We start from the raw sequence: 1,522 nt of genomic DNA, 5'->3' as shown, positions 1-1,522 counted from the left end.
GGTTGGTGCGCCGGTTCCGGCTCCGGTTCCGGCTGCGGTTCGGGTTCGGATGCGGCGGCCGGCTCTGGTTCCGTCGCCGCCGGCCCGCCGCCGTCGCCGCTGCTTTCGGCGCTGTCACCGATGACGGCCAACTCACCGCCGATCTCGACGGTGTCGTCCTCCTGCGCGACGATCTTGGTCAGCACACCGGACGCCGGCGACGGAATTTCGGTGTCGACTTTGTCGGTGGACACTTCGAGCAGTGGTTCGTCGACTTCGACCGTGTCACCTTCCTGCTTGAGCCAGCGGGTGACCGTCCCCTCGGTGACACTCTCACCGAGTGCCGGCATCTGGACTGAGAAGGCCATCTGTGTTGACTCCTCGATTGATCGGTCGATCGGCGCGGCTGAATAACCGAAACCATCCTGTCACTGCGGCGGCTCCTGAACACAGTCAGGGCACGCCGGCGCTTGACACTCCCGGTGGGCGCGGGCAAGGTCGTACGCGCTTCTACCAGGTCAGCGCGCGCGGAGGTCTGATGCCAGCATTATCACCGGTGACCACGTGCTTCGTCGACAGCCACGACGGTGTCCGCATCGCGGTCTATGAAGAGGGCAATCCCGCCGGACCCACCGTTGTGCTGGTGCACGGCTGGCCCGACTCGCATGTGCTGTGGGACGGCGTCGTTCCGTTGCTGGCCGACCGGTTCCGGGTGATCCGCTACGACAACCGCGGCGTCGGCGGCTCGACGGTGCCCAAGGCGGTGTCGGACTACACCATGGCGCATTTCGCCGACGACTTCGCGGCCGTGGTCGGCGCGCTCAGCCCGGGCCAGCCGGTTCACGTCTTGGCTCACGACTGGGGTTCGGTGGGCATCTGGGAGTACCTCAGCCGACCCGGCGCGCACGACCAAGTCGCCTCGTTCACCTCGGTGTCCGGTCCGAGTCAGAGCCACCTGGTGGACTACATCCTCGGTGGACTGCGACGTCCGGACCGCCCGAGGATCTTTCTGCGGGCGCTCAGCCAGGCGCTGCGGCTGAGTTACATGGTGGCCTTCTCGACGCCCCTGCTGGCGCCGCTGCTGATTCGGGCGGCATTTTCCAGCGCGCAGATCCGGCGCTTGCTCGTCGGCAACATCCCCGGCAGCAGCATTCACCACTCGGCGGCAATGGCCAGGGACGCGGCGCAATCGGTGAAAACCTACCCGGCCAACTACTTTCGCTCGTTCTCCCGTGACCGCCGTGACCAATATGTCGACGTGCCGGTGCAGCTCGTCGTCAATACCGCCGATCCGTACGTACGCCCCTACGGTTTCGACGCCACCGCGCGGTGGGTGCCGCGGCTGTGGCGCCGCGATCTGAAAGCCGGTCACTGGTCACCGATGTCGCATCCGCAGGCACTGGCCAGCGCGGTGCGGGAACTGGCCGACTTCGTCGAAGGCAAGCCGCCGAGTCGCGCGCTGCTGCGCGCGCAGGTCGACCGGTCGCGGGACGGGTTCTCCGACACTTTGGTGTCGGTGACCGGGGCCGGCAGTGGCATCGGC

The 1,522-nt window shown here is 67.2% G+C and carries 2 protein-coding genes; one reads left to right on the top strand and one right to left on the bottom strand.

Annotated features, from left to right (window positions below; all coding sequences use genetic code 11):
- On the bottom strand, positions 1–347 hold a 347-nt coding region (locus tag WA317_RS13750), incomplete at its 3' end, for a biotin/lipoyl-containing protein (protein ID WP_425173561.1).
- A 170-nt stretch (positions 348–517) separates the two neighbouring features.
- Between WA317_RS13750 and WA317_RS13745 the strand changes: the two genes are divergently transcribed.
- Positions 518–1,522, top strand: a 1,005-nt coding sequence (locus tag WA317_RS13745; RefSeq protein ID WP_425173560.1) for an alpha/beta fold hydrolase, incomplete at its 3' end; no start/stop codon positions are given.

The organism is Mycobacterium sp. (genome assembly GCF_049802695.1).
Taxonomy (GTDB): Bacteria; Actinomycetota; Actinomycetes; order Mycobacteriales; family Mycobacteriaceae; genus Mycobacterium.
This window is presented reverse-complemented; position numbering and strand designations above follow the sequence as displayed.